The organism is Streptomyces sp. NPDC057697, assembly GCF_042799335.1.
Taxonomy (GTDB): domain Bacteria; phylum Actinomycetota; class Actinomycetes; order Streptomycetales; family Streptomycetaceae; genus Streptomyces.
Genome location: NZ_JBHVJA010000003.1, coordinates 42,460 through 62,839 on the forward strand (window position 1 = coordinate 42,460; position 20,380 = coordinate 62,839).

The 20,380-nt window shown below is 71.2% G+C and carries 16 protein-coding genes and 4 tRNA genes; 8 read left to right on the forward strand and 12 right to left on the reverse strand.

Annotated features, from left to right (window positions below):
- Nucleotides 1–303: 303 nt before the first annotated feature.
- The 3 genes from ACFVFH_RS10000 to ACFVFH_RS10010 form a co-directional block, all read right to left on the reverse strand.
- Nucleotides 304–2,484 (reverse strand): DEAD/DEAH box helicase, encoded by a 2,181-nt coding sequence (locus ACFVFH_RS10000; RefSeq protein WP_383765659.1) that lies wholly within the window; start codon nucleotides 2,482–2,484, stop codon nucleotides 304–306.
- Nucleotides 2,485–2,723: 239 nt separating this feature from the next.
- Nucleotides 2,724–3,233 carry a hypothetical protein gene (locus ACFVFH_RS10005; protein ID WP_383765661.1) on the reverse strand — a complete coding sequence of 170 codons (510 nt, stop codon included), beginning with the start codon at nucleotides 3,231–3,233 and terminating at the stop codon, nucleotides 2,724–2,726.
- A gap of 263 nt (nucleotides 3,234–3,496) precedes the next feature.
- Nucleotides 3,497–3,847, reverse strand: coding sequence for a metallopeptidase family protein (locus ACFVFH_RS10010; RefSeq protein WP_206433537.1), 351 nt, complete (start codon nucleotides 3,845–3,847; stop codon nucleotides 3,497–3,499).
- A 180-nt stretch (nucleotides 3,848–4,027) separates the two neighbouring features.
- Between ACFVFH_RS10010 and ACFVFH_RS10015 the strand changes: the two genes are divergently transcribed.
- From ACFVFH_RS10015 to ACFVFH_RS10025, 3 genes are all read left to right on the forward strand, one after another.
- Nucleotides 4,028–4,100: transfer RNA gene (locus ACFVFH_RS10015), tRNA-Glu, on the forward strand.
- Between the two features lie 39 nt (nucleotides 4,101–4,139).
- Nucleotides 4,140–4,214: transfer RNA gene (locus tag ACFVFH_RS10020), tRNA-Asp, on the forward strand.
- A 22-nt stretch (nucleotides 4,215–4,236) separates the two neighbouring features.
- A tRNA-Phe gene (locus tag ACFVFH_RS10025) sits at nucleotides 4,237–4,313 on the forward strand.
- A gap of 38 nt (nucleotides 4,314–4,351) precedes the next feature.
- On the opposite strand, the gene ACFVFH_RS10030 is transcribed toward ACFVFH_RS10025, so the two are convergent.
- The 3 genes from ACFVFH_RS10030 to ACFVFH_RS10040 are packed head-to-tail and all read right to left on the reverse strand — an operon-like array spanning nucleotide 4,352 to nucleotide 6,515.
- Nucleotides 4,352–5,203: a cytochrome c biogenesis CcdA family protein gene (locus ACFVFH_RS10030; RefSeq protein WP_383765662.1), complete on the reverse strand. Its 852-nt coding sequence runs from the start codon at nucleotides 5,201–5,203 to the stop codon at nucleotides 4,352–4,354.
- The gene (locus ACFVFH_RS10035) at nucleotides 5,200–6,054 is read right to left on the reverse strand and encodes a DsbA family protein (RefSeq protein WP_383765664.1); all 855 of its coding nucleotides are present in this window, start codon (nucleotides 6,052–6,054) and stop codon (nucleotides 5,200–5,202) included. The genes ACFVFH_RS10030 and ACFVFH_RS10035 overlap by 4 nt, the downstream gene beginning before the upstream one ends.
- Before the next feature lie 59 nt (nucleotides 6,055–6,113).
- Entirely contained in the window at nucleotides 6,114–6,515 is a 402-nt protein-coding gene (locus ACFVFH_RS10040; RefSeq protein WP_383765666.1) for a hypothetical protein, read from the reverse strand.
- A gap of 303 nt (nucleotides 6,516–6,818) precedes the next feature.
- On the opposite strand from ACFVFH_RS10040, the gene hrpA reads away from it, so the two are divergent.
- From hrpA to ACFVFH_RS10055, 3 genes are all read left to right on the forward strand, one after another.
- Nucleotides 6,819–10,739 (forward strand): ATP-dependent RNA helicase HrpA, encoded by a 3,921-nt coding sequence (gene hrpA, locus ACFVFH_RS10045; RefSeq protein ID WP_383765668.1) that lies wholly within the window; start codon nucleotides 6,819–6,821, stop codon nucleotides 10,737–10,739.
- A gap of 127 nt (nucleotides 10,740–10,866) precedes the next feature.
- Nucleotides 10,867–10,941, forward strand: a tRNA-Asp gene (locus ACFVFH_RS10050).
- A 138-nt stretch (nucleotides 10,942–11,079) separates the two neighbouring features.
- Entirely contained in the window at nucleotides 11,080–11,313 is a 234-nt protein-coding gene (locus tag ACFVFH_RS10055) for a DUF6274 family protein (protein WP_383765670.1), read from the forward strand.
- 494 nt (nucleotides 11,314–11,807) lie between these two features.
- On the opposite strand, the gene bldC is transcribed toward ACFVFH_RS10055, so the two are convergent.
- Together bldC and ACFVFH_RS10065 are read right to left on the reverse strand one after the other, a co-directional pair.
- Nucleotides 11,808–12,014, reverse strand: coding sequence for a developmental transcriptional regulator BldC (bldC, locus tag ACFVFH_RS10060; protein WP_003949541.1), 207 nt, complete (start codon nucleotides 12,012–12,014; stop codon nucleotides 11,808–11,810).
- Between the two features lie 524 nt (nucleotides 12,015–12,538).
- Nucleotides 12,539–13,384 carry a hypothetical protein gene (locus ACFVFH_RS10065; RefSeq protein ID WP_383765671.1) on the reverse strand — a complete coding sequence of 282 codons (846 nt, stop codon included), beginning with the start codon at nucleotides 13,382–13,384 and terminating at the stop codon, nucleotides 12,539–12,541.
- Between the two features lie 174 nt (nucleotides 13,385–13,558).
- Here ACFVFH_RS10065 and ACFVFH_RS10070 point away from each other — a divergent pair, with 174 nt between their 5' ends.
- Nucleotides 13,559–14,650, forward strand: coding sequence for a Leu/Phe/Val dehydrogenase (locus ACFVFH_RS10070; protein ID WP_383765673.1), 1,092 nt, complete (start codon nucleotides 13,559–13,561; stop codon nucleotides 14,648–14,650).
- A 312-nt stretch (nucleotides 14,651–14,962) separates the two neighbouring features.
- Nucleotides 14,963–15,220, forward strand: coding sequence for a DUF3073 domain-containing protein (locus ACFVFH_RS10075; protein ID WP_383765674.1), 258 nt, complete (start codon nucleotides 14,963–14,965; stop codon nucleotides 15,218–15,220).
- A gap of 175 nt (nucleotides 15,221–15,395) precedes the next feature.
- Here ACFVFH_RS10075 and purM read toward each other — a convergent pair whose 3' ends face one another.
- The 4 genes from purM to ACFVFH_RS10095 form a co-directional block, all read right to left on the reverse strand.
- The gene (purM, locus tag ACFVFH_RS10080; protein WP_383765676.1) at nucleotides 15,396–16,469 is read right to left on the reverse strand and encodes a phosphoribosylformylglycinamidine cyclo-ligase; all 1,074 of its coding nucleotides are present in this window, start codon (nucleotides 16,467–16,469) and stop codon (nucleotides 15,396–15,398) included.
- A 60-nt stretch (nucleotides 16,470–16,529) separates the two neighbouring features.
- Nucleotides 16,530–18,056, reverse strand: a complete 1,527-nt coding sequence (gene purF / locus ACFVFH_RS10085; protein WP_383765678.1) for an amidophosphoribosyltransferase — start codon at nucleotides 18,054–18,056, stop codon at nucleotides 16,530–16,532.
- 454 nt (nucleotides 18,057–18,510) lie between these two features.
- The gene (locus ACFVFH_RS10090) at nucleotides 18,511–19,311 is read right to left on the reverse strand and encodes an META domain-containing protein (protein WP_383765680.1); all 801 of its coding nucleotides are present in this window, start codon (nucleotides 19,309–19,311) and stop codon (nucleotides 18,511–18,513) included.
- A gap of 55 nt (nucleotides 19,312–19,366) precedes the next feature.
- Nucleotides 19,367–20,167 (reverse strand): sterol carrier family protein, encoded by an 801-nt coding sequence (locus tag ACFVFH_RS10095; protein WP_383765682.1) that lies wholly within the window; start codon nucleotides 20,165–20,167, stop codon nucleotides 19,367–19,369.
- Between the last annotated feature and the right edge of the window lie 213 nt (nucleotides 20,168–20,380).

The following is a 20,380-nucleotide window of genomic DNA, read 5'->3' on the forward strand; positions in this document are numbered from 1 at the left end:
CCCAGCGATGCCCTGGCGCCGGAGCACACATGCGGGCGCCGGGGTCACGCCGGGGTCACGACTGGGGAAAGCGCGCCCCCGGGCAGCGCCCTCCCCCGGCCTCTGCCCAGCCCCCGCGCCATCTGCACCGCACGCGTCGCCCGCGCCGTCTGCATCGCCCGCGCCGTCTGCGTCGCCTGCACAGCCCGGCCCGGCCCGGTCCTGCCCTGCCCTGCCCCGAAAACGAGAAGCGGGCCCGCTCGTGAAGAGCGGGCCCGCTTTCCGCAGACCGTTCAGCGGACCTTCAGCAGGTCCTCACGGTGTTCAGCCGTTGCGCTTCCAGCGCGGCTTGTCGTCGCGGCGGCCGAAGGAACCGGTGTTGGTGCCGGTGCCCCGGTGGTCGTCGCGGCGGCCGGTCGGACGGTCGCCGCCGCCGGAGCGGAAGCCACCGGAGGGACGGTCGTCACGACGGTCGCGGTTGAACGGACGGTCGCTGCCGCCGGAGCGGAAGCCACCGGAGGGGCGGTCGTCGCGGCGGTCGCGGTTGAACGACGGGCGGTCGTTGTCCCGGCGGTCGAAGGAGCGGCCGCCACGGTCGTCACGACGGTCGTTGGAGCGGAAGCCGCCGGAGGGGCGGTCGTCGCGGCGGTCGCGGTTGAACGACGGACGGTCGTTGTCCCGGCGGAAACCACCGGACGGACGGTCGTCACGACGCTGGAAACCACCGCGGTCACCACCGCGGTCGTCCCGGCGGTCCCGGTTGAACGACGGACGGTCGTTGTCCCGGCGGAAACCACCGGACGGACGGTCGTCACGACGCTGGAAACCACCACGGTCACCACCGCGGTCGTCCCGGCGGTCGTTGCGGTAGCCACCGCGGTCGCCGCCACGGTTGTCCCGGCGGTCGAAGTTGCCCCGGTCGTCGCGACGGTCGTCACGGGCGGCGGGCTGCTCCGGCACGGAGACGGCGGCCTCGATGGCGGCCTCCGCCTCGGCGGCGGCCTCGGCCACCGCGGCCTCGGGGTCGTCGCCCCGCTCGCGCGCGGCACGGGCGACGAGGCGGTCGGCCTCCTCGCGCAGCTCACCGGCGCGGCGCTGGACGCGCTCCAGCTGCTTGGTCAGGTCGGCGACCTCGCGCTCGGCCTGCTTGGCGGCGTTGTTCGCGGAGTCGGCCTGGACCTCGGTCAGCGAACGGGCGCCGGTGATCTCGGCGACCTCCGGGTCGAAGGCGCCCGCGCCGCCGACGATGTGACGCGAGGCGTCGACGCCCGCGTCCTCCATCAGCCGGAAGATCTGACGGCGCTGGTGCGGCAGCGCCAGCGAGACGACGACACCGGACTTGCCGGCCCGCGCGGTGCGGCCCGAGCGGTGCAGGTAGTCCTTGTGGTCACCGGCCGGGTCCACGTTCAGCACCAGGTCGATGCCGTCGACGTGGATGCCTCGGGCGGCGACGTCGGTCGCGACGAGCGCGTTGACGTAACCGTCCTTGAAGTCGGCGAGCACCCGGGTACGGGCACCCTGCGTCATGCCGCCGTGCAGCGCGTCCGCCTTGACGCCCGCCTCGACGAGCTGCTCGGCGATGCGGTCGGCGCCCAGCTGGGTGCGGACGAAGATGATGGTGCGGCCCTTGCGGGCGGCGATGGCGGAGGTGACCGGCGCCTTGTCCTTCGGCTTCACGACGAGGACGTGGTGCGTCATGGTCGTGACGTTGCCCTGGGCGCTGTCGACCTCGTGGCTCACCGGGTTGTCCAGGTAGCGCTTGACCAGCGTGCCGATCTCGTTCTCCATCGTGGCGGAGAAGAGCATCCGCTGGCCGCCGACCGGAACCTGGTCGAGCAGCTCGGTGACCTCGGGCAGGAAGCCCAGGTCGGACATCTGGTCGGCCTCGTCGAGGACGGCGACCTGGACGTTCTCCAGGGAGCAGGCGCCCCGGTTGATGATGTCGCGCAGCCGGCCCGGGGTGGCGACGAGGATGTCGACACCGCGCTCCAGCGCGTAGATCTGGTTGCCCATCGATGTACCGCCGCAGACGACCTTCATCTTCAGGCCGAGCACGTCGCCGTACGGCTGGAGCGCGTCCGCGACCTGCATCGCGAGTTCACGGGTCGGGGTGAGGATGACCGCGCGGGGCTTCTTCTTCTCGGTGTGGCCGCCGGCCAGCGTGGCCAGGGTCGGCAGACCGAAGGAGAGCGTCTTGCCGGAGCCGGTGCGCCCGCGGCCCAGGATGTCCTTGCCGGCCAGGGCGTCCGGGATGGTCGCGGCCTGGATCGGGAAGGGCGCCGTCACGCCGTTCTGCGCGAGCTTGCGGACGATGCCCTCGGGCAGGCCCAGGTCGGCGAAGGTGATGCTCGGCTCGGCGTCCGCGTCCGCGGCGTCGGCCTGCTCGGCCAAGGCGGTGTCGGCCTGCTCGGCCAGGGGGGCGTCGGCCTCGATGGAGTCGGCGGACTCGGCGACGACGGCCTGCGCGGCCTCGACGAGCTCGTCGTTCTCGATGCTCTCGGGCATGACGGTGCGGTCAGAACTGGAAATTGACATGCGAAATGCGAAACCTTCCGGAGTCTCGGCACGCGCCCGTAACTCCGTGATTCGCAATTTCGACCGCCTCAATGCGGTCCAGCCACGGCAAGGGAGAGTACGCGCCACACGGCGCGCTTCTGTTTCGGCGCCGGGCAATGGGATCAAACGATCTACTACCATACGCACTCCCCCCCACATCGCGCAAACCGGCCGTTCCCAGCCCCCCACTACACCGGCCCCACCTGCGGCGATGCCTCGGGCGTCCGCAGCGGCACCGACTCCCCCAGGGCCCGCATCGCCTCACTGCGCAGCTGCGCCGCCGGCGAGGCGGACGGCGGCGGGGGCGGCGGCTCGGAGGGCTCCGGCTCCGGGGGCGAACTCGGCGGCTCGGGCGTCACCGGTCCGGAGGGCGCGGGGGACGCGGACGGCTGCGGCACCCCGGGCCCCGGCTTCGAGAGCGAGGGCGTCGGCGTCGGCCCGCCCCGGGTCGGCCCCGCGCTCCCGGGCTCCGCACCCGGGCGCGCCTCGCCGGGACTGGGCGAGGACCCGGCGGAACCGCTCGGCTCCGGCGACTCGACGGTCTCCCGCTCGGAGTGCGCCTCGGCCCCGCCGCCACCGGTACGGACCCGGCCCGTGCCCGCCACGGTGCCGCCGTCCGGCCGGGCGGCGCTCCCCCCGTGCCCGGTCGAAGGGGACGGCGACGACTCCGGTTTCCCCCCGTCGTCGCCGATGCTCATACAACCGGTGGACGCGGCGACCGTCGCGGCGACGACGGCCGCCCATCGGACGGGAACGGACAGCTGGCGCACGAGAGGCACCTCCGGGATACGGGGAAGGAGCGGGGCGGTACGGGAAGGAGAGGGGGCGCCGTGCCCAACTCTCGTTGCCCCGCCGGGGACACGCCCCGGCCCGGCCCGCACACCACCCGCACACCCGCCGCGCTCCGTCCGCGCGCCGCCAGGGACCCCGGCGGGCGTCCGGGACGGACCTCCGGGCGCGCTCAGCCGTAACCGAGCGCGTGCAGCCTCGCGTCGTCGATGCCGAAGTGATGGGCGATCTCGTGGACGACCGTGATCTCGGTCTCGGCGACCACGTCCTCGCGGGACTCGCACATACGGAGGGTCGGCCCGCGGTAGATGGTGATCCGGTCCGGCAGCACCCCCGCGTACCACTCGCCGCGATCGGTGAGCGGTGTGCCCTCGTACAGCCCGAGCAGCTCCGGATCGCCCGGGTCGGGCTCGTCCTCGACGAACACCGCGACGTTGTCCATCAGTCGTGTCAGCTCCGGCGGGATCCGGTCCAGCGCCTCGGCGACCAGTTCCTCGAACTCTTCGCGCGTCATCTCCAGCACCCCGTCATTGTCCCGTACGACCGGCCGCCGCGCCCCGGCCGGACCGCCCGGACCTGCCCTCCGCGAAGGCGTCCGCGCGCCCGCTCCGCCCCCGCCGTAAACCGTTTTGGCGATAGCCGCCGCCATCCCATATGCTTCTCACGTCCCCGACGCGCTGGAAGGCGCGCAGGTGGGCCCTTAGCCCTCATCGTCTAGTGGCCCAGGACGCCGCCCTTTCAAGGCGGTAGCACGGGTTCGAATCCCGTTGGGGGCACGCTTTACTGTGTGCGAGACTTGTCTCGCACATTAGCTTGGTCCTGTGGAGCAGTTTGGAGTGCTCGCCACCCTGTCAAGGTGGAGGCCGCGGGTTCAAATCCCGTCAGGACCGCTGCAGCTTTTACCAGCTGCGTGGCTGGGTAGCTCAGTTGGTACGAGCGATCGCCTGAAAAGCGATAGGTCGCCGGTTCGATCCCGGCCCCAGCCACCACCCGAAGGCCCCGTCCGTTGGACGGGGCCTTCGCCGTGTCAGGCCTCTTCCCGGTCCGCCCGGTTCACGCCGTCCCGGCCGCGCCACGCCCGTACCGCCAGAATCAGCAGCACCACCGCGACCACGGCCACCAGCGCCATGGCGTCCGGCACATGCTCGCCGACACGCTGGGCCCACTGCTCGACGGCGAACGAATCGTCCACGTCCAGCAGTCCGGGCAGCGCGGTCGTCCCGTCGAACGCGAGGAAGAGCGCGCCGAGCGCGATGAAGAACAGCCCGGACAGCAGCGTCGTGGTGTGCAGCTCGAAGCGGCCGAGCCGGAAGGCGCGGCCGCGCAGCCAGGCCCGGCGCCCCAGGTCGAAGCGTTCCCAGAGCAGCGCGAGCAGGAAGAGCGGGACCGCCATGCCCAGGGCGTAGACGGCGAGCAGCAGTCCGCCGTAGACCGGGCTGCCGCTGACCGCCGCCACGGTGAGGACGCTGCCGAGGATCGGGCCGGCGCAGAAGCCGGCCAGTCCGTAGACGGCGCCCAGTGCGTAGACCGAGACGGCGGTGGTCGGGCGGATCCGGCCGCTGAGGGCGGCGATCCGGCGCGAGGCGAAGCCCAGACCCACGATCTGGGCGATGCCGAGCCCGATGATCAGCCAGCCCGCGCCGAGGACGAGCGCGTCCCGGTGGCGGTAGAAGAGCCGTCCGGCGAACGAGCCCGCGGCGCCGAGCGGGACCAGGGTGGTGGCCAGTCCGGCGTAGAAGATGCCGGTACGGGCCAGGAGCCGCGAGGCGGAGTCGACGGAGTAGGCGAAGAAGGCGGGCAGGAGCAGCGCGCTGCACGGGCTGACCAGGGCGAGCAGCCCGCCGAGGAATGCCGCGAAATAGCCGATGTCGGCGGTCACTTCGCGCCGTCCCCGGCGCCCTTGGCACCCTGGCCGCCCTTGGCGTCCTCGGTGGCGCGGGCCTTCTCGGCCGCCGCCTCGATGGCCGAGGTGAAGGTCTCCATGGGCTGGGCCCCGGCGATCGGGCGGCCGTTGATCAGGAACGACGGCGTGGAGGTGGCGCCGATCCCGTACCCCTGTTCCTGGTCCTCGGACACGGCGGCCGAGGCGGCGGAGCTCTCCGCGTCGCGGGTGAAGCGGGCGAGGTCGGCGACTTCGGCCTGGCGGGCGAGTTCCTTCAGCCGGTCCTTGCCGAAGCCCTTCTCCTTGGCGCCCTCGGCGTACGCGGCGGCGTGGAACTCCCAGAAACGGCCCTGCTGACCGGCGGCCCAGGCGGCGCGTGCGGCGGCCTCGGACTCGGCGCCGAAGATCGGGAAGTTGCGCCACTCGATGCGCAGGGTGCCGTCGGCGACGTACTTCTTCACCAGGGCGGGTTCGGTGTCCCGGGCGAACTTCCCGCAGTAGCCGCACTTGAAGTCGGCGTACTCGATGAGGACCACGGGGGCGTCGGCCCGGCCCTGGGCGAGCTTGTCGGCGGCGTTGCGGCGGGCGAGCTTCGCCAGCTCCGGGTAGACGCCCGCGTCCGGGTCGGCCGTGATGTCGGCGACCGAGGAGGAGCCGGAGGACGGGTGGTCGGGTGCGGTGGCCCGGTAGGAGACGAAGCCGAGGAGCGCGGCGGCGAGGACGACTCCGGCGCCGTAGAGCAGCGGCTTCCTGTTCTTGCTCCTGTTGCCGTTCTTGGCGCTGTTGCTGTTCTTGTCGCTGTTCTTGTTCCCCGGCGAGGGCTTGCGTGCGGGCGTGGACTCGGGCATGCGGGACTCCGTGCTGGTGATACGGGAAGGAAGGGGGACGGCCGGGTGGAGGCGGCCGGCTACACCCTCAGCACGGAGAGTTCGACGGGAGTGGGCGCGGCGGGCTCGGGCGCGCGCAGCTTCAGCCGTACGGGCGGGTGGACCGGGCCCTGGCCGGTGGTGGCGGGCAGGCCCCACCCGGCGAGGCCGGGCGCCTGGTCGTACGCGGCCCGCGCCCGGCCCGGGAGCGCGGGTTCTCCGTCCTGCTTCCTGGTCTTGCGGCAGCCCGGCACCGGGGCCCGGTCGGCGGGCGCCGCCACCACGGGTCCGGGGTCGGCCAGAGCATCCGGGGCCATGGTTTCGCCGGCGGTCGTGGACGCGCCGGAGATCGTGGACGCGCCGGCAGGCGTGGACGCACCCGTGGTCATGGCCACGCCGGCGGTCGTGGACGCGCCGGAGATCGTGAACACGTCGACGGTCATGGACGCGCCCTCAGTCGTAAACGCGCCCGCAGTCGTAAACGCGCCCACGGTCGTGGACGCGACCTGCGGAGCGGCCGTCGCCGGTCCGCAGAACAGCCCCAGCACGACCGCGAGCACCGCCGTCAGGCAACACCACTGCGTACGGGACACGGCGACGGCCTTTCCGGACGGGGCGACGGGGGTCAGCTGCCCGAAATGGTACGTGCTGTGATCCCGCGCCTCCGCGCGGTGCCCGGAGGGTGACCCGGACCGCACGAAATGTGTTGGCCGTTCCTCGGGCCCGGGTGAGATCCTGGGCTCCGTATGTCTACTTCCTTCGCTGATCTCCAGAACCGGCTCGGACAGATCTCGCTCCGCGACGCGCACCGGCTCGGCCGCCGTCTCGAAGGGGCGCGGCGCATCCGCAAGCCCGAGGCCCGGCAGGCCGTGCTGGACGAGATCGCCGCCGAGACCGGGCAGGCAGCCGAACGGCTCGCGTCGCGTGCCGCGCGGATGCCCGCTCTGTCGTACCCGGAACAGCTCCCGGTCAGTCAGAAGAAGGACGAGATCCTGGAGGCGATACGCGACCACCAGGTCGTGATCGTCGCCGGGGAGACCGGGTCCGGCAAGACCACGCAGATCCCGAAGATCTGTATGGAGCTGGGGCGCGGTGTCCGGGGCATGATCGGGCACACCCAGCCGCGCCGGATCGCGGCCCGTACGGTCGCCGAGCGCGTGGCGGACGAGCTGAAGACGCCGCTGGGCGAGGCGGTCGGCTGGAAGGTCCGCTTCACCGACCAGGTGAACCCCGACGCCACGTTCGTGAAGCTGATGACGGACGGCATCCTGCTCGCCGAGATCCAGACGGACCGCGAGCTGCGCGCCTACGACACGATCATCATCGACGAGGCCCACGAGCGGTCGCTGAACATCGACTTCCTGCTCGGCTATCTGGCCCGGCTGCTGCCCAGGCGCCCGGACCTCAAGGTCGTCATCACCTCCGCGACGATCGACCCGGAGCGCTTCGCCCGGCACTTCGGCGAGGCGCCGATCGTCGAGGTCAGCGGACGCACCTACCCGGTCGAGGTGCGCTACCGCCCCCTCCTCGAAGAGGACTCGGACGACTCCGACCGCGACCAGATCACCGCGATCTGCGACGCCGTGGACGAGCTCCAGACCGAAGGTCCGGGCGACATCCTGGTCTTCCTCTCCGGCGAGCGGGAGATCCGTGACACGGCGGACGCCCTGAACAAGCGGAACCTCCGCCACACCGAGGTGCTCCCCCTCTACGCCCGGCTCTCGCACGCCGAGCAGCACCGCGTCTTCCAGCGCCATACGGGCCGGCGGATCGTTCTGGCGACCAATGTCGCCGAGACCTCGCTGACCGTCCCCGGCATCAAGTACGTGATCGACCCGGGCAACGCCCGTATCTCCCGCTACAGCCACCGCACCAAGGTCCAGCGGCTGCCGATCGAGCGGATCTCGCAGGCCAGCGCCAACCAGCGCAAGGGCCGCTGCGGCCGTACGTCGGACGGTATCTGCATCCGGCTGTACTCCGAGGACGACTTCCTGACCCGTCCGGAGTTCACCGACCCGGAGATCCTCCGTACGAACCTGGCCTCCGTCATCCTCCAGATGACCGCGGCCGGTCTGGGCGACATCGAGAAGTTCCCCTTCATCGACCCGCCGGACCACCGGAACATCCGCGACGGCATCCAGCTCCTCCAGGAGCTCGGCGCGCTGGACCCGGAGGAGAAGGATCCGAAGAAGCGGCTCACCCAGCTCGGCCGGAAGCTCTCGCAGCTGCCCGTCGACCCGCGCCTGGCCCGCATGGTCATCGAGGCCGAGCGGAACGGCTGTGCCCGCGAGGTCATGGTCATCGCGGCGGCGCTCTCCATCCAGGACCCGCGCGAGCGGCCCTCGGAGAAGCAGACCCAGGCCGATCAGCAGCACGCCCGCTTCAAGGACGAGACGTCCGACTTCCTGGCGTTCCTGAACCTGTGGCGGTACATCCGCGAGCAGCAGAAGGAGCGCGGCTCGTCCAGCTTCCGCCGGATGTGCAAGCAGGAGTACCTGAACTTCCTGCGCATCCGCGAATGGCAGGACATCTACGCGCAGCTGCGCACGGTCGCCAAGCAGATGGGCATCGCGCTCAACGAGGACGACGCCCCCGAGCAGTCGGTCCACACCTCGCTGCTGGCCGGGCTGCTGTCGCACATCGGGCTGAAGGACACCGAGAAGAACGAGTACCTGGGCGCGCGCAGCGCCAAGTTCGCGATCTTCCCGGGGTCGGCGCTCTTCAAGAAGCAGCCGCGGTTCGTGATGTCGGCCGAGCTGGTGGAGACGTCCCGGCTGTGGGCGCGGGTCAACGCCCGGGTCGAACCGGAGTGGATCGAGCCGCTGGCCCAGCACCTCCTCAAGCGCACCTACAGCGAGCCGCACTGGGAGAAGGACCAGGCGGCGGTGATGGCGTACGAGCGGGTCACGCTCTACGGGGTACCGATCGTCGCCCAGCGCAAGATCAATTTCGGCCGTATCGACGCCGAGACCTCCCGCGACCTGTTCATCCGCAACGCCCTGGTCGAGGGCGACTGGCGGACCCACCACCAGTTCTTCCACGACAACCGCAAGCTGCTCGGCGAGGTCGAGGAGCTGGAACACCGCGCCCGCCGCCGCGACATCCTCGTGGACGACGAGACGCTCTTCGACTTCTACGACCGGCGGATCCCCGACCACGTGGTCTCCGGGGCGCACTTCGACTCCTGGTGGAAGCACAAGCGCCGGGACGAGCCGGACGCGCTGGACTTCGAACGTTCGATGCTGATCAACGAGAAGGCCGGGGCCGTCACCAAGGACGACTACCCGGACTCCTGGCGTCAGGGGAAGCTCAAGTTCAAGGTGACGTACCAGTTCGAGCCGGGTGCGGACGCCGACGGTGTGACCGTCCACATCCCGCTCCAGGTGCTCAACCAGGTCACCGCCGAGGGCTTCGACTGGCAGATCCCGGGCCTGCGGGAGGAAGTGGTCACCGAGCTGATCCGCTCGCTGCCCAAGCCGGTCCGCCGGCACTACGTCCCCGCGCCGAACTACGCGGACAAGTTCCTGGACCGGGCCGTTCCGCTCCAGGAGCCGCTGCCGGTCACGCTCGCCCGCGAGCTCCAGCGGATGGTCGGCGTCCCGGTCACGGCCGAGGACTTCGACCTGAGCCGCGTCCCGGACCACCTGAAGATCACGTTCCGGATCGTCGACGAGCGGCGCCGCAAGGTGGCCGAGGACAAGGACCTGGAGGCGCTGAAGCTCCAGCTGCGCCCCAAGGCCCGTCAGGCGCTCTCCAAGGCCGCCGCGGCCACCGCGGGACCCTCGGGCGAGTCCATCGAGCGTTCGGGCCTCACGGACTGGACGATCGGCACGCTGAACCGGGTCTTCGAGACCAGGAGGGCCGGTCAGCCGGTCAAGGCGTACCCGGCCCTGGTCGACCAGGGCGCGACCGTCGCCGTCCGGCTCTTCGACACCGAGGCCGAGCAGCAGCAGGCGATGTGGCTGGGCACCCGGAAGCTGATCATGCTGAACGTGCCGGTGAACCCGGCGAAGTTCGCCTCCGACAAGCTGACGAACCAGCAGAAGCTGGCCCTGTCCCGCAACCCGCACGGCTCCATCCAGGCGCTGTTCGAGGACTGCGCGACGGCGGCCGCCGACCGGCTGATCGGCGCGCACGGCGGCCCGGCCTGGGACGAGGAATCGTTCCGGAAGCTCTACGACAAGGTCCGCACCGACCTCGTCGCCCTGACCGAGCACACGGTCAAGCAGGTCCAGCAGGTGCTGGCCGCCTGGCAGGCCTGCGAGCGGCGCCTGAAGGCCACCAACAGCCTGGTCCTGGTCGACAACGTGACCGACGCGCGGGACCAGCTCGCGGCCCTGGTGCCGCCGGGCTTCGTGACGAGGACCGGGCTGCGCAGGCTGCCCGACCTGATGCGCTACCTGGTCGCCGTGGACCGCCGGCTCCAGCAGATGCCGACGGCCGTCCAGCGCGACACCACGCGCATGCAGAAGGTCCACGAGATGCAGGACGAGTACGCCTGGCTGCTCGAACAGATGCCGCAGGGCCGGCCCGTGCCGCAGGAGGTCCTGGACATCCGCTGGATGATCGAGGAGCTCCGGGTCAGCTATTTCGCCCACGCGCTGGGGACGGCCCACCCCGTCTCCGACAAGCGGATCGTGAAGGCGATCGACGCGGCGGCACCGTGAGACCGACCGTCCGGACGGTCCGTTCCGGCCGTGACGGAGCAGCCACCCACGGTGAGTTCGACCTGGCCCTCTGACCTGCTGTACAGTCTGTCTTCGCAGCCAGCCGCAAGGAAGGCAGCGAAAACCTGGTCCTGTGGAGCAGTTTGGAGTGCTCGCCACCCTGTCAAGGTGGAGGCCGCGGGTTCAAATCCCGTCAGGACCGCAGTAACGAAAGCCCGGATCCTTCTGGATCCGGGCTTTCGCGCGTCTTGACTCCGGCAACTGCCGACGAGTAGTCAGACAGCAGGGGCCGTCCCTGATTTCCCGGTGCGGGGCGGCGGTCCACCGGAAGGTGGCGCGCATGGCCGCATCCGTCGCACACCAGACCCACGCGCTTCTGCGCGCCCATCTGGCCGCCGTCTCCGGCCGCCACCACCTCACCCGCCACTGTCCGGTCTGCCATCGGCTCCTGCGGCTCGTCATGGAGCCCGTGACGGCCCGCCGGACCGATTCCGCCCCCGAACCGCCCGGCCCCCGTGGAGGGCGCCAGGACGGCCCCGTGGAGGCCCGGGACGAAAGTCCCCCGAGCGGGTGACCAATGGCGGGGCATTCCCGCTCCCGGCAGTGGCAGGCTCGTACCTGGCAAGACCCGGGGAGTGTGACGGGAGTCACCGAAAGAGTTTTGCGAAGTGGTGACTTTACTCCCTTCCTACAACTGGCGAATTTAATATGTGCAATTGCACCAGTCGGACGAGGGCGCCGCAGGACCGTCCGGACCCGCCCGGACCGGCCTCCCCGGGCCGTCCGGAACAGTCCCGAACAGACCCGCCCAAGCCCGCACGGCGACCCGTCCGGACCGGACCGCACGCGCGGTTTCCCCCGGCCCCCGCGGACCGTCCGGCCGCGCCTGCGCGCGGACACAAAAAGATCGCGCTGGACCCGGCGGAGTCCAGCGCGATCGGATGACGCACCCGTATGGCACAGGTATGGCGCCCGTTGGGGCGGGCGCCCGTCATGTGGAGCTATGGGTGGGCCTGTGCGGGTTGGGGGACCCGGAAGCCCGGTTGTTGCGGCGTGGCAGGGGGTGTGTCAGGCCTCGCTGCGCTGCTGCGGAATACCCGCAAGCAGTGCGCGGACCTCTGCCTCGCGGTACCGGCGATGTCCACCGAGCGTGCGGATGGACGTGAGCTTGCCGGCCTTGGCCCAGCGGGTAACCGTCTTCGGGTCCACGCGGAACATCGTGGCAACCTCAGCCGGGGTCAGCAGCGGCTCGGCATCAGGGGTGCGAGCGGTCATGAGCGGCCTCCTCGGGAGAACCGAACCATCTCGGTTCTTTCCTCTAAATTCTGCACCTTGACCCGCGTTGCCCGAAATGGCGGACGCGGGCCGAGTCGGTTATAGGACGAACGGCTTGTCCTCGGCACTACAACTACACCATCCGTCCAGCCACGTCGGCCAAACCGATGGAATTGCCCTCCCAGGTGTTCATCAGCGACGGAAGCCGATGGACCATGCCATAGCGGACAGTCACCCCGCCGTGACGATCAGTCACAGAGCGATCAGGAGCCATCAGACCCCCCATAGCGTGCAATGCTGAGCATTCCGCCCGTAGTTGGACGGAAGGCACCCTCCCGGGGCTCCTTGTCCTATTTTGGCATGAGGAGTAGGGAAGGGCGCAAGGGCCCCGTTAGTGCTATCCATCACGCTTGAGGGCAAAGGCCCGGTTCGGGACGTAGGTCCCGAGGTCACGGGTGTACGCTTCCGCCTCTCTGCCCCCAGCCGTCACACAGGACACAGGGGCAGACGCGGATTCCGCCCCGTCAGTTCGCGAACTGACGATCCCTTACGGCCCGCCAGCGCTCCGCCAGCCGGCCGTACGCCTCGCCCGCCAGCTCGGTGTCCCCGGTCCGCAGCGCCGCGATGCCCTCGGCCACGTCTGCCGCCGACCGGTCCGCGGCGAGCTGCTCCGCCGGGAGGGCGTGCACCAGACCGCCGTAGTCCAGCTCGACCAGCGCACGGGGGTGGAACTCCTCCAGCCAGCGCCCCACGTCCACGAGCCCCTCGGTCAGCCCGCCCCCGTCCACCGAGTCCCGCAGCGTCTTCAGCGCGCGGGCCAGTCTGCGGCGGGCCTGCACCATCGGCGTCCGGTACCGCAGCACCGGCGCCGCGCCGTCCTCGCCCGCCGCCGTGTGCTCCCGCTCCTCGTCGGAGAAGAGCACGAACCACCGCACCGGCACCTGCCACACCGAGGTGCGGATCCACGGCCTGGCGTCCGGATTCCGCTCCGCCCACCGCTCGTGGTCCGCGGCCGCCTGCCCGCGCACCACCGGAGGCAGCACCGCGTCGAGCACCGGCCCGGGGAACATCTCCGTCAGCCCCTCCAGCGCCAGCCAGCCGCGCAGCCTGGTCCGCCACGGGCAGACGCACACCACCCCGTCGACCTCGGCGACGAACGCGTCCCCGCTCTCGTGGACCGGCACGGCGACCGGCGGCGTGGCCGCCAAGTCGGCCAGCGAGCGGCGCAGTTCGTCCTGGGCCGTGGGGACGCGGGACCCCCCGGCGTACCGCGCCCAGTGGGCGCGTTCGGCCTCCGGGAAGGCGGCCAGCGGCTCGTACACCCGGAGGTAGGACGCGTAGGGGACGAGCACCGAAGACACCACCGACATGCAGCAGATCGTGTCACGCCCGTACTCCGCCGGGGGGTGATCCCGCGCACTGGAACGGAACCGCGTCCGCGGAGGACTTACCCTCTTGCCCTGTCGGACCGGCCGCGCGGCCGGTCCAGGGCCCTCCCCACCTTCAGGAGGGTCCTCGCCGCTACGTACTTGGGAGTCACCACAGTGACCGATGTGACCGGCGCGCCTGTTGATGTACTGAACACCTTGTTCCGCTCGGAGCAGGGTGGACACGAACAAGTCGTGCTCTGCCAGGACCGCGCCACCGGCCTCAAGGCCGTCATCGCCCTTCACTCCACCGCCCTGGGCCCGGCCCTCGGCGGCACCCGCTTCTATCCGTACGCCTCCGAGCAGGAGGCCGTCGCGGACGCGCTGAACCTCGCGCGCGGAATGTCGTACAAGAACGCCATGGCCGGTCTCGGCCACGGCGGCGGCAAGGCCGTCATCATCGGCGACCCCGAGCTGATCAAGTCGGAGGAACTGCTGCTGGCCTACGGCCGGTTCGTGGCCTCGCTCGGCGGGCGGTACGTGACGGCCTGCGACGTCGGCACCTATGTCGCCGACATGGACGTCGTCGCGCGCGAGTGCCGCTGGACCACCGGCCGCTCCCCCGAGAACGGCGGGGCCGGCGACTCCTCGGTCCTCACCGCGTTCGGCGTCTTCCAGGGCATGCGGGCCTCGGCACAGCACCTCTGGGGCGACCCGACGCTACGTGGCCGAAAAGTGGGGGTCGCCGGGGTCGGCAAGGTCGGCCACCATCTGGTCGAACACCTGCTCTCGGACGGCGCGGAGGTCGTGATCACGGATGTGCGGGAGGAATCCGTACGCCGGATCACCGACCGGCACCCCGGGGTCGCCGTCGTCGCGGACACCGACGCGCTGATCCGCACCGAGGGCCTGGACATCTACGCGCCGTGTGCCCTCGGCGGTGCGCTGAACGACGACAGCGTGGCGGTGCTCACGGCCTCGGTGGTGTGCGGTGCGGCCAACAACCAGCTCGCGCACCCCGGCGTGGAGAAGGACCTCGCGGACCGCTCGATCCTGTACGCGCCCGACTACGTGGTGAACGCGGGCGGCGTCATCCAGGTCGCCGACGAGCTGCACGGCTTCGACTTCGACCGGTGCAAGGCCAAGGCGTCCAAGATCTTCGACACCACGCTGGCCATATTCGCACGTGCGAAGGTCGACGGAATTCCGCCGGCCGCGGCGGCCGACCGGATCGCCGAACAGCGAATGGCCGAAGCCCGCCGCGGCTGACCGTGCCGGACGCGTCACCGCGCGTCCGCGTCGCCAGTGGTCCACCGACCCGTCGACCGGCGAGACAAGACTCACGCCGGTCGGCGGGTCGCGTGCCAGGAAGAGGTTAAAATCGCAGTTGACCAGCGAGGACAGGGCTCCTCGCCGGTCTCCTTCCGGGGCGCGTGATGCGGGCGGCGTACCGTATGGCCGCGGAAGCAGGTACCGTTGAAGCCCTACGGGCACGGTCTCTCAGCCGAGAGTCCGTCCTGAAACATGAACGCGTGTCAAGACTCTGGGGCCGTCGAGCCCCGTCACCGAGGGGGTCGAGCCATGGGGCGCGGCCGGGCAAAGGCCAAGCAGACCAAGGTCGCCCGCCAGCTGAAGTACAGCAGCGGCGGGACTGACCTGTCGCGTCTGGCCAATGAGCTGGGCGCATCGCCTTCGAGTCAACCACCGAACGCAGAGCCGTTCGAGGACGACGACGAGGAAGATGACCCGTACGCACAGTACGCGGATCTGTACAACGACGACGAGGACGACGACGAGGACGGCAAGTCCGGTCCGTCGTCACAGCGTCGCGGCGCTTGACCTCGCGCTGACACATCAACCCGGTCCGGGCCTGTCCCGGACCGGGTTCTGTGCTGCCCCGGTCCGTTCGGGGAGTCGGATGTCCTGACGCTCTCCCCGGCCGCCGGATCCGCTGCGATCCCGGCGGCCGAGGAAGCGACGGACACCGGGTCGCCCCGGTGCTGCCCGCCTCCGGCTATCGCGCGTACCCACCGACGAGCTCCGCGCCCGAGGTGTGCGCCCCGCGCTCGGTGATCTCGCCCGCGACCCAGGACTCGACCCCGCGGTCGGCCAGCGTCGTCAGGGCCACGTCCACGGACTCGGCCGGGACGATCGCGATCATGCCGACGCCCATGTTCAGCGTCTTCTCCAGCTCCAGCTGCTCGACCTGTCCCGTCCGGCCGACCAGGTCGAAGACCGCGCCGGGCGTCCAGGTGGAGCGGTCGACCCGGGCGTGCAGCCCGTCCGGGATGACCCGGGCCAGGTTGTTGGCCAGGCCGCCGCCGGTGATGTGGCTGAAGCCGTGCACCTCGGTCGTGCGGGTGAGCGCCAGGCAGTCCAGCGAGTAGATCTTGGTGGGCTCCAGGAGCTCCTCGCCGAGCGTGCGGCCGAACTCCTCGACCTGCCGGTCCAGCGACCAGCCGGCCCGGTCGAAGACCACGTGCCGGACGAGCGAGTACCCGTTGGAGTGAAGACCGGACGACGCCATGGCGATCACCACGTCACCCTTGCGGATACGGTCCGGGCCCAGCAGCAGATCGGCCTCGACCACGCCCGTACCGGCGCCGGCGACGTCGAAGTCGTCCGGGCCGAGGAGACCCGGGTGCTCGGCCGTCTCGCCGCCGACCAGGGAACAGCCCGCGAGGACACAGCCCTCGGCGATGCCCTTCACGATGGCGGCGACCCGCTCGGGGTACACCTTGCCGACGCAGATGTAGTCGGTCATGAAGAGCGGCTCGGCACCGCAGACCACCAGGTCGTCGACGACCATGCCGACGAGGTCGTGGCCAATGGTGTCGTACACGCCCATCTTGCGGGCGAGGTCGACCTTGGTGCCGACGCCGTCGGTGGCGGAGGCGAGGAGCGGACGCTCGTAGCGCTTGAGCGCCGAGGCGTCGAAGAGGCCGGCGAAGCCGCCGAGGCCGCCGAGGCCCGCGACCTCGGGGCGCTGCGTCTTCTTCACCCACTCCTTCATCAGCTCGACGGCACGGTCGCCGGCTTCGATGTCGACGCCCGCTGCCGCGTAGGAAGCACCTGTTGTCTCAGACATTGCCTGGGATCTTTCGTGTGGAAATACGGGGCTGGTGGCCGGAGGTGTACGGCTGGGCCGTCACGGACGACGCAGGGCGTCGGACGCGGCGGTCGCCGCAGGGCCTGCCGCCAGCTCGGTCTCCAGCAGCTGCTTGCCGAGCAGCTCCGGGTCCGGGAGCTCCATGGGGTACTCGCCGTCGAAGCAGGCGCGGCACAGGTTCGGCTTGGCGATCGTCGTCGCCTCGACCATCGCGTCGAGCGAGATGTACGCGAGCGAGTCCGCGCCCATCGACGTGGCGATCTCGTCGACCGTCATGCCGTTGGCGATCAGCTCGGCGCGGGTCGCGAAGTCGATGCCGAAGAAGCAGGGCCACTTCACCGGCGGGGACGAGATCCGGATGTGGATCTCGGCGGCCCCGGCCTCGCGGAGCATCCGGACCAGCGCGCGCTGGGTGTTGCCGCGGACGATCGAGTCGTCGACGACCACCAGGCGCTTGCCCTTGATGACTTCCTTGAGCGGGTTCAGCTTGAGGCGGATGCCCAGTTGCCGGATGGTCTGCGAGGGCTGGATGAAGGTCCGGCCGACGTAGGCGTTCTTCACCAGTCCGGCGCCGAACGGAATGCCGCTGGCCTCCGCGTAGCCGATGGCGGCGGGGGTGCCGGATTCCGGCGTCGCTATGACGAGATCGGCCTCGACCGGGGCCTCGGCGGCCAGCTTGCGGCCCATCTCCACCCGGGAGAGGTAGACGTTGCGCCCGGCGATGTCGGTGTCGGGGCGGGCCAGATAGACGTACTCGAAGACACAGCCCTTGGGCTTCGCTTCCGCGAACCGGGAGGTGCGCAGGCCGTTCTCGTCGATGGCGACCATCTCGCCCGGCTCGATCTCGCGGACGAAGCTGGCGCCGCAGATGTCGAGGGCGGCGGACTCGGAGGCCACCACCCAGCCGCGCTCCAGGCGGCCGAGGACCAGCGGGCGGATGCCCTGCGGGTCACGGGCCGCGTAGAGGGTGTGCTCGTCCATGAAGACGAGGGAGAAGGCGCCCCGCACCTCGGGAAGCACCTTGGCGGCGGCCTCCTCGATGGTGAGCGGCTTGCCGTCGTCGTCGGTCTGGCCGGCGAGCAGCGCGGTCACCAGGTCGGTGTCGTTCGTCGCGGCGACCTGGGTGGCGCGGCCGTCCTTGCGGGGAAGGTCGGCGACCATCTCGGCGAGCTGGGCCGTATTGACCAGATTGCCGTTGTGACCCAGGGCGATCGAGCCGTGCGCGGTCGCACGGAACGTCGGCTGCGCGTTCTCCCACACCGAGGCACCGGTGGTGGAGTAGCGGGCATGACCGACCGCGATATGGCCCTGGAGCGATCCCAGAGACGTTTCGTCGAAGACCTGCGAGACCAGTCCCATGTCCTTGAAGACCAGGATCTGGGACCCGTTGCTCACTGCGATGCCCGCGGACTCCTGTCCACGGTGCTGCAGGGCATACAGTCCGAAATAGGTGAGCTTGGCGACCTCTTCGCCCGGAGCCCAGACACCGAAGACGCCGCAAGCGTCCTGGGGGCCCTTCTCTCCGGGGAGCAGGTCGTGGTTGAGTCGTCCATCACCACGAGGCACGCCACCGAGTGTAGGCGAGATCGACCACTGGTCCGAATTAGGGATACCGGGGCGGACCACCAAAGAATCGCTCCCGGCGGCGGTCCGAGGGAGCCCCGGGACCGTCACCCGGAGTGATCATCGGCCGCCCGCGGCGGGGTCCGGATCGGGCCAGGGGGCGGCGGTCGCCCGGATCAGCGCCCGGTTACCGTCGGATTTCGGCCATTCGGTCGGGAGGGCCCGGCGCGCCCGATGGTGGCGCTCGGTGAGGCGGTCGGCCGCCCCGCGCGGCCTCCGACCGAACGCGCGTTTCGTGGCGAGCCTCACACCGGGTTGCCCGGGATACGGACTTCGGAACCGCTGCCGCCGCCGCGTCCGCCGCCACCACCACCGCGTACGTGACCCCCCGCGTCCGCCGCCGCCACCACCACCGCGTACGTGACCCCCGCGTCCGCCGCTCCCGTGACCGGCCGCGTCAGGTACCGGCCTTCTCGGCCGTAGCGCCGAGGCCGTCGCCGTTCGCCGCGGTGAGGGTCAGCGTGCGGTGGTCGATCCGGTACGTGGTCCGCCCGTCGAGGACCGCCAGCAGGGCGCGTTCCAGCTTCATCGCGGGGTCCGGGCACATCATCCTGGTGCTCTCGACCGGGCCGAAGGTGACGGTGGTGCCGGTGATCTCCGCGGTGCCGCGGAACGAGTTGCAGCCGAGGGCACCCCGTACGGAGCCGTCCGCGCCGAAGGTCAGCCGTGCCGTGCGCTCCGTGCCCCCGGGCAGCGACGAGGCGGTCGTGCCGGAGACCAGCGAGGTGACGGTCCAGGTGGTGCCGGTGAGCGGGGCCGGGGACTCCGAGGTCAGGGCGATGGAGTCGCCGGCCGCCGTGGTCAGGGTCAGGTTCCTGCCCGTGACGGCGGCGGTGAGTTCGCCGCTGAAGGTGCGGGACAGGGCCTTCTCGAACCGCTCGATGTTCTTATCGCAGCCCATCGCCGTGGTCGTGGCCCGCCGCACGGTGATCGTGTCGCCGTCGGTACGGGTCTCGGCGGTGAAGTGGTTGCAGCCGAAATTTCCCGTGGCCCTGCCCTTGGCGTCGATCAGGACGTGGGCGCCGTCCGGGGCCGCGGTCCGCCGGCCTCCGGCCGTCACCGAGTCGACGTTCCAGTGGACACCGGCGACGCGCGGCCCGGTCCGTACCGAACCGCTGCCGTCACCGTCCCGCGCACCCGCCCCGGACTCCCTGCCGCAGGCGGCAAGGGCGAGGCAGGCGAGCGCCGCTACGGCCATCCATTGATTCCGCATGCGGCTGGGACGGCGCGGGCGGCCGTACGGTTCCCCCGGGTCAGCCCATCAGGGGCAGCAGGGCGGCGAGGTCGGCCCGCTCCCCGCTGGCCGCGACCTTCGCCCCGTCGAGCGCCCGCGCCCACTCCGTGCGCCCGGTGGCGAGGCGGATCCAGGTGAGCGGATCGGTCTCGACGACATTGGGCGGCGTACCGCGGGTGTGCCGGGGGCCCTGCACGCACTGGACGACGGCGAAGGGCGGGACGCGCACCTCGACCGAGCCGCCCGGCGCCTTCTCCGCGAGGGCGTCGGCGAGCAGCCGGGTGCAGGCGGCGAGCGCCTGCCGGTCGTACGGGATGTCGAGACCGGCCGCCTCGTTCAGATCATCGGTGTGCACGACGAGTTCGACGGTACGGGTGACGAGGAAGTCGGCCAGCCGCATCGTCCCGACCCGCGCCGTCAGCAGCCGTTCGTCGGCGGCCCCGGGCACCAGTGCGTCGAACCGCGCCGCCACCTCCCCGTACAGCGCGTCCAGGTCGGGATGGCGCGCGGCGAGTGCCCGGGTGTCGTCCGCGATGCCCGCGGCCCGGTCCGCGGTCGCGGCCGGCCACGCGATGAGCGCCAGTTCGGGCTCGGCCGGATCGGGGGCGGGCAGCTCCAGGCCCCGGGTGACGCCGGAGAGCGCCATGGTCAGATGGGCGGCCAGTTCGCGCACGGTCCAGTCGCCGAGCCGGGTCGGCAGCGCGAGCTGTGCGGGCGTCAGGGTCCGTACGGCTTCGCGGACATGGGCGAACTGAGCCAGGACCGCGCTGCGGGTCCGGACCGGGTCGTAGCGGCGGGCGCGTTTCTGGGACGGCGGCATGACCCGGAGCCTACGGCCTGTTCGGGAGCCTACGGCCTGCCCAGGACCGCTGCGTGACGGCGGGCGGACGGTGCGGGACGGCGGTCGGCACGGGACGGCGGGCGGTCGGTGCGGGACGGCGGGCGGACGGTGCGGGACGGCGGGCGGCACGGGCGGACTCAGGTCCGGGTCGCGAAACCGGCCAGGCCGTCGGACGGGCGGACGGCACGGGCG

Bases quoted from the DNA above. Each gene is read 5' to 3' on its own strand.
- ACFVFH_RS10000 (WP_383765659.1), bottom strand. From the start codon at position 2,484: ATGCCCGAGAGCATCGAGAACGACGAGCTCGTCGAGGCCGCGCAGGCC.
- ACFVFH_RS10005 (WP_383765661.1), bottom strand. From the start codon at position 3,233: ATGAGCATCGGCGACGACGGGGGGAAACCGGAGTCGTCGCCGTCCCCT.
- ACFVFH_RS10035 (WP_383765664.1), bottom strand. From the start codon at position 6,054: ATGCCCGAGTCCACGCCCGCACGCAAGCCCTCGCCGGGGAACAAGAAC.
- ACFVFH_RS10040 (WP_383765666.1), bottom strand. From the start codon at position 6,515: ATGACCGTCGACGTGTTCACGATCTCCGGCGCGTCCACGACCGCCGGC.
- hrpA (WP_383765668.1), top strand. From the start codon at position 6,819: ATGTCTACTTCCTTCGCTGATCTCCAGAACCGGCTCGGACAGATCTCG.
- ACFVFH_RS10055 (WP_383765670.1), top strand. From the start codon at position 11,080: ATGGCCGCATCCGTCGCACACCAGACCCACGCGCTTCTGCGCGCCCAT.
- bldC (WP_003949541.1), bottom strand. From the start codon at position 12,014: ATGACCGCTCGCACCCCTGATGCCGAGCCGCTGCTGACCCCGGCTGAG.
- ACFVFH_RS10065 (WP_383765671.1), bottom strand. From the start codon at position 13,384: ATGTCGGTGGTGTCTTCGGTGCTCGTCCCCTACGCGTCCTACCTCCGG.
- ACFVFH_RS10075 (WP_383765674.1), top strand. From the start codon at position 14,963: ATGGGGCGCGGCCGGGCAAAGGCCAAGCAGACCAAGGTCGCCCGCCAG.
- purM (WP_383765676.1), bottom strand. From the start codon at position 16,469: ATGTCTGAGACAACAGGTGCTTCCTACGCGGCAGCGGGCGTCGACATC.
- ACFVFH_RS10090 (WP_383765680.1), bottom strand. From the start codon at position 19,311: ATGGCCGTAGCGGCGCTCGCCTGCCTCGCCCTTGCCGCCTGCGGCAGG.
- ACFVFH_RS10095 (WP_383765682.1), bottom strand. From the start codon at position 20,167: ATGCCGCCGTCCCAGAAACGCGCCCGCCGCTACGACCCGGTCCGGACC.